General features: G+C 67.7%; 7 protein-coding genes and 1 pseudogene. 2 read left to right on the top strand and 6 right to left on the bottom strand.

Translation table 11 applies throughout. From position 1 onward, the window contains the following. The first annotated feature begins 50 nt into the window (after positions 1–50). Together ABIE57_RS18525 and ABIE57_RS18520 are read left to right on the top strand one after the other, a co-directional pair. Positions 51–992, top strand: a complete 942-nt coding sequence (locus ABIE57_RS18525; protein ID WP_354540521.1) for a helix-turn-helix transcriptional regulator — start codon at positions 51–53, stop codon at positions 990–992. 25 nt (positions 993–1,017) lie between these two features. Beyond that, complete coding sequence (locus ABIE57_RS18520) at positions 1,018–1,683, top strand: hypothetical protein (RefSeq protein ID WP_354540520.1); 666 nt, start codon at positions 1,018–1,020, stop codon at positions 1,681–1,683. 30 nt (positions 1,684–1,713) lie between these two features. Here ABIE57_RS18520 and ABIE57_RS18515 read toward each other — a convergent pair whose 3' ends face one another. The 6 genes and pseudogenes from ABIE57_RS18515 to ABIE57_RS18490 all read right to left on the bottom strand — a co-directional run. Further along, positions 1,714–2,088: a hypothetical protein gene (locus tag ABIE57_RS18515; RefSeq protein ID WP_354540519.1), complete on the bottom strand. Its 375-nt coding sequence runs from the start codon at positions 2,086–2,088 to the stop codon at positions 1,714–1,716. Positions 2,089–2,137: 49 nt separating this feature from the next. Beyond that, positions 2,138–3,214, bottom strand: a complete 1,077-nt coding sequence (locus ABIE57_RS18510; RefSeq protein ID WP_354540518.1) for a DUF2793 domain-containing protein — start codon at positions 3,212–3,214, stop codon at positions 2,138–2,140. A gap of 7 nt (positions 3,215–3,221) precedes the next feature. Further along, a complete protein-coding gene (locus tag ABIE57_RS18505) occupies positions 3,222–7,187 on the bottom strand; it encodes a baseplate multidomain protein megatron (protein ID WP_354540517.1) in 3,966 nt (1,321 codons plus the stop codon). Positions 7,188–7,196: 9 nt separating this feature from the next. Further along, the gene (locus ABIE57_RS18500; RefSeq protein WP_354540516.1) at positions 7,197–7,643 is read right to left on the bottom strand and encodes an NlpC/P60 family protein; all 447 of its coding nucleotides are present in this window, start codon (positions 7,641–7,643) and stop codon (positions 7,197–7,199) included. Further along, complete coding sequence (locus tag ABIE57_RS18495) at positions 7,640–8,524, bottom strand: phage/gene transfer agent baseplate hub protein (RefSeq protein ID WP_354540515.1); 885 nt, start codon at positions 8,522–8,524, stop codon at positions 7,640–7,642. Before ABIE57_RS18495 ends, ABIE57_RS18500 begins: the two co-directional genes overlap by 4 nt. Beyond that, positions 8,521–8,748 (bottom strand): annotated as a pseudogene (locus ABIE57_RS18490) (DUF2460 domain-containing protein); the annotation flags it as partial. The pseudogene ABIE57_RS18490 and the gene ABIE57_RS18495, both read right to left, overlap by 4 nt. Positions 8,749–8,843: the final 95 nt, after the last annotated feature.

Here is an 8,843-nt window from a genome sequence, read left to right as displayed (position 1 = left end):
GAGGTCAAATGTCTTTCTCCAAGGCCCAGGATCTGCTCCGTCTCGCCCAGATGGCCGCTTCCCGGCGTGGCGGCGTCAGCCTTGAGGACATCTGCACCGAGTTCGGCGTGTCGCACCGGACGGCGCAACGGATGACCGAGGCGTTGGACGCCGCCTTCGCCAATGTCACCACCATGGACACCGAGGATCGCCGTCGGTACTGGCGGCTGGAAGCGCCCCCGCCCGAACGGCTGCAGCCGCGACAGGAAACGACCATCGAAGCGCTGGAAATCGCAGCCCGCACCGCGCGCGACCAGGCGCGATTGCGCCATGCTCGCGCGCTTGAGGATCTGCGTGATGGGCTGCTGGCGCGGCTGACACCCCGTGACGCAACGAGGTCCGAGGCCGATGCCGAGGCTGTATTGGCCGGTCTCGGCCAGGTCATGCGCCCCGGTCCAACCGTCGCCCTACGTCCCGACGTGACAGATGCAGTCATGGAGGCGCTGCGAGGTCCATTCCGGCTGCGCGTTACCTACGGATCGGCTGACGCCACCCCCCGGGTGATTGAGCCGCACGGCCTGCTGCTGGGACACCGCAGTTACCTTGTGGCGCGGCAGCCAGCACGCAGCGAAACGATCCTGAACTTCCGCATGGACAGGATTCATATCGCCGAGGTACTCGACGAAAGCTTTGCCTTCGCACCGGGATTCACGCTGGTGGACCATGCCGCCAAGGCCTTCGGCGTCTATCAGGACCCGGCGCAATACGGCGAGGTGACTTGGCGCTTCGCGCCTCGGGCCGCTGAGCGTGCTGCAGAATTCCGTTTTCACCCAACGCAGGTTCTGGAGCCACAGGATGATGGAAGCCTGATTGTCCGGTTCACTGCGGCCGGCTGGCTCGAGATGGCTTGGCACCTCTATCAGTGGGGCGACACGGTCGAGGTGATCGCGCCTGACGGGTTGCGGGCCTTGGTCGAAGGGTATCAGAGGCCGGATTTCGACGCCTTGCCGTGACGGGATTTTCAGAGGGGGATCGTGAATGATGGATATTCTCGACCACGCGGCGTTGAAAACCAAGCAGCGCGCCATTCGCAGTGGCTTTCCCGAGACAATGGGTCTGCGCGCGCATCGCGCCATCAGCTGGATCGGACGTGCCGAGGCGTGTGGTGACGACGATGACGCCCGCTTCATCTTCCTCTGGATCGCGTTCAACGCCGCCTACGCGGACGAGCGGGAATTCCAGTCGGTAGCCCCTGGCGAACGTGCTGCCTTCGTCGACTATTTCGGCAGGCTGGTGGCGCGCGACGAAGGTCGCCGGATCTACAAGGCGCTGTGGCAGCGCTTCTCAGGCCCTGTGCGAATGCTCATGGAAAATCGCTACGTCTTCAATCCGTTCTGGCAGCACCACAACGGGATCGAGGGCTTCGAGGACTGGGAGGACAAGTTCAGAGCATCCTCACGTAGCTTCGCCCAGGCATTCCAGGATGGCGACAGCGTTCGCGTTCTGAGCTTCGTCTTTGACCGGCTTTACGTCCTGCGCAACCAACTGGTCCATGGCGGATCAACCTGGAACAGTGGGGTCAACCGGGCGCAGGTCCGCGACGGCGCTGCAATACTTGCCTTCCTGATGCCGGTATTCGTCGATTTGATGATGGAGAATCCCCACGAGGATTGGGGGCGGCCATTCTACCCGGTGGTCACATGATGCAAGCGGGGTTCGCGGCGCCGAACGGCATTATCGGTCGGGTCGCACCTCAGCACTGATCATCCGGACATCAAGCTCTGGATCTTCCCATTTCCCTGCTACAGTCAACCATCGTTCGATTTCCGCGCGAAGGCCGGGATCGTCGGACTTCAGGTGGAATGTATAAAGCCGATTGACGATGTCGCGCATCAACGCGCGCATCTCGTCGTCATCGATGCGGGAGACGTCCTTCCAAAGGATCCGGTTGCCGTCTGCGTCAATGACGACAATATCGCTCCCATCGCCGGTTCGGCTTATGGGCAGCTGTCCGGCATGGAGGTCTTCAAGACGACTATTGCGGACGCAGATCACCGCTATCGCCTTGGCGAGTTGAGCAGCAATTCGCTTTTCATCGTCCTCATTCATGAGCCGAGCATATCTGCGACAAGGCGTGGCAACCAGCGCCTCATCGATCTCAGCCGATCTTGCAGCCCCAGAAGGACGTGTGATCGGCGGCGAAGTAGCCGTCCGCGACCCGGAAATATCCCTGCAGCTCGACGGTATCGCCAGCGATGAGTTGCACCATGGTCTGCAGCCAGATCGCGGTGGCGAGCGAGACATGGGTGGCGGAGATTTCACCGAGGGAGCCACGGATTTCGGTGGTGCCGTTCAGGACGAGCCGCCCGCGCATGCGCGCCGTGGCGCTGGCGTTGATCTTGTAGAGGAGCGTCGCGCCGAAGAGGTAGGTGCCGTCGACCGGGGCCACGAAGTGGTTGTTCGCGGCGTCGAAGGCGCCTTGGTCGTTGTAGTCGGTGTTGTTGAGGCCGATCTTCGTCCAGGTCCCGACGCCGACATAGTTGTCGTAGTTCGTGTACGCCTTGAATCGCGGCAGCCGGGGCTGGTCGACGATGCCGGTGGCGTTGTCGACGCTGAGCCCGTCGAAGAAGGTGCTGCCGTCGGCCGAGACCGCGAGGCGAAACCGGTCCGAACCGAACAGCCCCACCAGCGCCTTGGTCACGAATCCGGTCTGGAGCGTCAGGCCGAGATCGTCGCCCGCAGCCTCCTTGTTCATGGTGTAGAACAGATCGCCGGAGCCGCCCTCCGCCACGGTCTTCGCCGTCCAGAGCGCGGCATTGAGCTTGGCCGAGAACGGGTTCGACGCATCCGCCGTGGTGCCCAGCCCCAGCAGCGCCATGTTCTGCAGCGCCGCCGGTGTGGTCCCGATCCAGCCCGCTCCATCGTAGACCAGCAGCAGTCCTTCGTCCTCCACCCACGCCCGCCATCCGGTGCGCGGTGGCAGGCGCAGCCAGGCGCCATCGGTCCAGATCGCAACGTTCAGGTTCCAGCCTGCCCAGTCGCCCGTTGCGGCGGAGGCGACGATGTATCGGTCGCCGTCGGCGGGGCTTCCGGGCGGCGCGGTAAGGTCCCGGTCGAGGACGGAGAGCTGCACGAGCCCGTCGAGCAGCCGCAGCGCCTCGTTGTGGGTGACATGCTTCTGCGCCTGCGCCGCGAGGATGTAGGGCAGCAGGAGATGGGTCGTGGCGTCGGACATGCGGTCCTCAGAATGTGAGCGTGACGGTCTTGGGCGCGCCCCGCCCGACGAGGGCGGAGAGCTGGTAGATGCGGATGTCGAGCGTGTCGCCGGGGTCGAGCGGACCGCCCCAATCGGCGGTCTGCTGGGCGGCGGTGTAGATGACGCTGGTGGTGGCCGTGCTCAGCACCCGCTTCACGGTGGCGCCGTCGAGGATCTCGACCTCGTAGGCCTCGGTTTCCTCTGCGAGAGCCGCCTCGGCCGCGCCCCAGCTGTCGGCGGACAGCGCGCGGGACCGGCGCGTCCAGCGGATGGTCAGATCGCCGGGCGTACGCGGCGTGCGCCACGGCTGCTCGACATGGGCGATGGAGAACGGCCGCAGCCCGACGCCTTCGGGCGTGAAGGCCTGCGCGACATAGGTCTCGTCGCTGACCGGACGGCTCGCCGGGCCGATGCGCCAGTTCCAAGGGATCCCAAGGTCGGCCTCGGCGATTGGTAGCGTTGCGAGGCTGTCGTCGAGCACCACGATCCGCGCGCCAGCAGGCGCCGGGTTGCCCATGGCACCCTCGGTCCCGCGCTGGCCACGCAGGAGCCGGATCAGACGATAACGGCCCGGCGCCAGCAATTCGGCCGCGCCCGCCTGCACGATCTCCCAGACTCCAGGTGCGCTCTCGATCGCGAGCGCGTTCGCCCCGGCGAACAGCGTCAAATCCGTGACGCTTTCGAGGGTGCCGGTCAGCAGATCGACCACCAGCGCATTGCCGAGATCGAAGCGCGATGTGGGCCCAGCGTAGAAGTCGGAGACCAGAGCCCCGATCCGCGCGCGGCTGCCGAACGTGGTCAGCAACTCGAAGCCATACGTCGAAGGACTGCGGAACACCGCCATCTCGCCCGGCCACGGAACCGCGTGCGCGGCGATCAGCGGCCTGTGCGCGGGCTGGTCCTCGGTCAGCTGCGGCAGGTCCATCAGCACCGCATCCGGCGCGCCGAACACCACGGCCCGCGTCAGCGACGCCGCGCGGGGATCGCCGGGCGGCAGGTCGTAGGTAGCCCGGTCCTGGCGGACCGCCTCGATGCCGCGCGCCTCGGCGTCAGCGATGGAGACGAGCCGCAGATCGACCAGCCGCCCGTCATGGGCGAGCCGGATCGCATCGGCCGGATCGAGCGCGAGACGTGAGGGCGGCAGACGGAACGCCGCCGTCTCGCGCCCCACCCATGCCTCCATCAGCGCGCGTCGGCAGCGGCGCTCGGCCTCCTCGGGCGGAACGGCCATCGGGAAGGACTCGGAGGCGATCCGGGTCGTGTCCACCGTGATCCGCCGCGCCTCGACGAGGGCCGCGTCGTAGTCCTCGTCAGCGCGAGCGATCTGCCACTTCAGCGCCTGCGGCAGTTCGGTCTCCTGGCCGCGCGTCAGTTCCAGCACGTCGCCCTCACGGGCGGCCACCAGATTGTCGGGCGCGAGGGTGGCGACTGAGGCCCGGCCGCGCATGACGAAGCGGATCACGCCCTCGGTCTCCACCGCATCGAAGCCGAAGTGGCGCGACAGCGTGGTGATCGACGCGCGCGGGCTTTCCAGCGCGGTGATGGCGTAGCCCTCGACCGCGCCCCAGAGGCCGGTGACGTCGATGCGGTTCTCGGACAGCCCGGCGCGCAGGCAGAGATGCCGCACGAGCGCCGCCAGCGACACCGCGCCGAGCCGCCCGGTCAGCCAGTGGCCTAGCCGCCAGTTCGCGCCGTCCGTCCAGACGTCGGTCAGCGCCGGAAAGAACGGATAGGGCCGCGCGTCCCAGGTCCAGGCGGCGCATTCCGGCACATGCACCATCCGGCCGCCGTAGACCGAGGACACCGGGTTGTTCGCGGCCTCTCCCCACCAGAGATAGGTCGCCTCGAGATAGGCCCGCTGGATCGCGTCGTCGCGCCAGCCCCGCGAGAAATGCGGCGTGAAGCTCTCGGACGACTTCGGGTCGAAGAAGACGTTGGGCTGGTTCGTGCCCCGGTCGATGGCGGGACAGCCGAGCTCGGTGAACCAGATCGGCTTGGATTGAGGCACCCATGCCGTCGGGCTTCCGCTCTCCACTCCGCCGGGGCGGTCGTAATGCGCGTTCGACCACCAGCTGCGCAGGTCCTTGTAGCGGAACACCCACGGCTTGCCCGCGCCGCCATCGGTGATCGGAGTGCGGACCTGCGCGGAGCGATCAGCCGCGCTTGCGTAGAACCAGTCGAATCCTTCGCCGCCCGCGATGTTCGCCTGCAGATAGGCACGGTCGTAGATCGCGGGCCAGCCCTCTGCCGCATCGGCATGCTCGAACCCGTCGCGCCAGTCCGACAACGGCATGTAGTTGTCGATCCCGATGAAATCGATCTCCGGATCGGCCCAGAGCGGATCGAGGTGGAAGAACACGTCGCCCGAGCCGTCGCCAGGCTGGTGGCCAAAGTATTCCGACCAGTCGGCAGCGTAGCCGATCTGCGTCCCGTACCCGAGGATCGAGCGCACATCCGCGAGCAGATCCCGATAGGCCTGCACGGCGGGATAGGTGCTGGCGCCCGAGCGGATCGTGGTCAGCCCCGGCATCTCTGTCCCGATGAGAAACGCATCGACCCCGCCCGCCGCCGCGCAGAGATGGGCATAGTGCAACACCATGCGCCGCAGGCCCCAGTCGCCGGGCGTCCCTGCCCACGAGACCGACTGGCCCGCCACGCTGAACCTGGCGGGCGTCGCCGCGCCGAACAGCGCCGCGACCTGGCTTGCGGCCGTCGCCGTCTTGTCCACCGTCCCCGCGAACCCTGCCGCGGGAGAACAGGTGATCCGCCCCCGCCACGGGAAAGCAGGCTGCCCCGTCTCCGCGGCGTTGTCGGAATACGGGTTCGGCAGGGTGTTGCCGGGCGGCACGTCCATCAGGATGAAGGGATAGAAGGTCACGCGCAGCCCGCGCGCCTTCATCTCCTGGATCGCCTGCACCACAGCGAAGTCGGAGGGCGTGCCGCCATAGACGGGGCGGTCCTGATCGTCGCGGCTGACGAGGAAGGCGCTGGCGCGGCTGACGCCGTTGACCGACCAGCTGACCGGCGTCGTCGACTTGGCCGACACCTCGACGCCCGGCCGCACCTTGCACGATCCCGCGCGCAGATCGTCGCCGAACCAGGCGACGACAAGGCTGACGCTCTCGACCGCGGGCGCCATCGCCTGCAGCCGGTTCAGCGCCTCCACCATGTCGGTGGAGTCTGCCAGCGCGTTCAGGTTCTCGGGCACCGTCGCGCCGCCATCGGTCTTGCGGATCGCCTGCGTGGCGTAGGTGAACTCTCCCGACGCCGGGATCATGGTGACGGCGCGGGTCAGCCCCTCGGCGGTGTCAGGATCAGCCAGCGGTCGGAACACTTCGAAGGACAGCTGCGGCAGGCGGTTGCCGTAGGACGAGAGCGCCAGTTCCTCGAAGACCACATAGGCCGTGCCGCGATAGGCGGGCGTGCTGGCCGCTCCCATCTTCGCCGCGATGAAGGGATCGGCGGTCTGCGCCTCGTCGCCGGGGTACCAGCGCCAGGTGACGCCGGAGAGGTCCATCGGCTTGCCGTCGGCCCAGATGCGGCCGATGCCGGTGATCGGTCCCTCGCAGAGCGCCACGGCGAAGCTGGCGTAATAGAGATACTCGGTCGTCTTGACCTTGCCACCGCCGCCGCCCTTGCCGCCGCCCCGCGTGGTGGTCTTCGTCTCCTCGCGGAAATCGGTCGCCCAGATGATGTTGCCGCCCATCCGCATCCGGCCATAGAGCCGCGGGATCACCGCGCCTTCCGTCGCCGAGGTGATGCGCAGCGTGTCGAGCCGCGCGCCCTCGATGCGCTGCGTCGGCGCCAGCGACGAGATGATCCAGCTGTCAACCACCGAGCCGATGGTGGAGCCGATGAAGCCGCCAATGGTCGCGGCACTGACACCAAGGATCGCGCCGCCGATCGAACCGCCAATGGCAGCGCCGGCCGCGCCGAGAACGAGGGTGGCCATGTCGGGGTCTCAGCGTTGCGGGAACAGGAAGGCGAAGGCGATGCGCCGCCGCCAGGACGGGGTGAGCGGTTCTTCGATCACGCCCAGCCGCTCGTATGCGTGGAGGAAGGAGCCGGGCTCGGTCAGGATCCCGACATGCTTGGCGATGGCGCGGTGCTTCATGCGGAAGAGCACCAGCGCGCCGGGACCGGCCTCTACGGGAGGAACCTCGATCATCATGCGCCGCGCGCCCTCGGCCAGAACTTCGCGCGGTCCGGTCTCGCCCCAGTCCCGGCTGTAGGGCGGGATCGGGAACGGCTCTGGCCCGACCACCTCGCGCCAGACGCCGCGGGCCAGACCAAGGCAGTCGCAGCCGACACCGCGCAGGCTGGCCTGGTCGTGATACGGCGTGCCGAGCCAGGACCGCGCGATGGCGATGACGCGCGTGGGATCGGCCAATGCGAGGGGTTGCGTCACAGCACGCCTCCCTCATGGCCGCCATCCTTGGTGGCGTAGCGCAGCACGGCATCCTGGCCGGGGATGTGCGGGAAGCCGCGGAAGTTGGCGGTGTTGGCGAACTTCGCGCCGCAGGTCTCCATGCGCTTGTCGCAGCCCGCGCGGATGGTGAAGCCGTCACCCTCGGCGATCGCGCGCACCGGCGCTTCGAGCAGGGTCAGCACGGCAATGCCATCCGTGACCTCATGGCCCAGCACCTCGGTGCGCCGCCCCGCATTCGCGCCGCTCGTCCAGTCCAGCGTGCCGAAGGCGAACCAGCCAGAGGCGAAGCCGCCGAGGCCCGAGGCGGTGAAGGCGCGGTCGCGCAGGAGATCGATCACCGCCCCCGTGCCCTTGAAGGCCGGGTCCTCGAGATCGACGCCGCAGCGCGCATCGCCGACCGCGGCGTCACAAGTAGCCTGATACGTCCGCCCGACGGTCTGGCCGAGGACGTGGGCGAGCGAGCGCACCTCGGCGACGAAGGCCATCCGCCCGCGTCGGATCTGACCAATGGCGCCGCGCCGCATCAGCACGCGCTGCCCGGTATCGGCCCAGTTCACCCGCCAGACCTCGACCTCGGCGTTGTCCCAGCGGCCGTCGAGGATGTCGGTCTCGGTGATCCGGTCCGAGGTCAGCACGCCTTCCGCGTCCTGCGCATCGACAGACAGGTCGGAGCCCGAGCGGACCTCGGAGGCCGTGAGCCCGCTCTCGGGCTCGAAGTCGGTGCCATCGAAGGCGAGCGTCCGGTCGTGGTCGGTGAAGCCGAAGGCCACACCATCGGCGCGGGTGATCCGCCAGCACCAGGCCAGCGTGGTCGTGCCGTCGTCGAGATGGGCCTGCAGGGCGGGATCGAGAGATTTCATCGGCGCAGTTCCAGAAGCGGAATGGAGGTGATCGAGCCGAGCCGCTCGAGGTCGAGCGTCACGTCAAGCATATCGGTGTCGAAGCGGACGGGCACGTCGAACTCAAAGCCCCCGGTGATCGCGACGCCGGCGCCCGGCGCGGCGCTGAAGGTGACGACGCCGGTGGCGGTGTCGACCGACCAGCCGGAAGGCTGTTCGACGCCCGCCAGCGCGATGCGCAGACTGTGAGAACGGCGGTGCGAAAGTCGGCCACGGTAGCGGCGGGATGAGCCTGCTGCGGGCGGCGTAAAAGTCGGCCACCTTTACCCTTTCTGGTGAC

Source organism: Roseovarius sp. MBR-6 (assembly GCF_040547525.1).
Taxonomy (GTDB): Bacteria; Pseudomonadota; Alphaproteobacteria; order Rhodobacterales; family Rhodobacteraceae; genus Roseovarius.
Note: the sequence above shows the minus strand (reverse complement) of the source record. Positions and strands in the feature narration are given on the sequence as shown.

Excerpts from the sequence above, each read along its gene's own strand:
- ABIE57_RS18525 (WP_354540521.1), top strand. The coding sequence starts at position 51 with ATGGCCGCTTCCCGGCGTGGCGGCGTCAGCCTTGAGGACATCTGCACC.
- ABIE57_RS18520 (WP_354540520.1), top strand. The coding sequence starts at position 1,018 with ATGATGGATATTCTCGACCACGCGGCGTTGAAAACCAAGCAGCGCGCC.
- ABIE57_RS18515 (WP_354540519.1), bottom strand. The coding sequence starts at position 2,088 with ATGAATGAGGACGATGAAAAGCGAATTGCTGCTCAACTCGCCAAGGCG.
- ABIE57_RS18510 (WP_354540518.1), bottom strand. The coding sequence starts at position 3,214 with ATGTCCGACGCCACGACCCATCTCCTGCTGCCCTACATCCTCGCGGCG.
- ABIE57_RS18505 (WP_354540517.1), bottom strand. The coding sequence starts at position 7,187 with ATGGCCACCCTCGTTCTCGGCGCGGCCGGCGCTGCCATTGGCGGTTCG.
- ABIE57_RS18495 (WP_354540515.1), bottom strand. The coding sequence starts at position 8,524 with ATGAAATCTCTCGATCCCGCCCTGCAGGCCCATCTCGACGACGGCACG.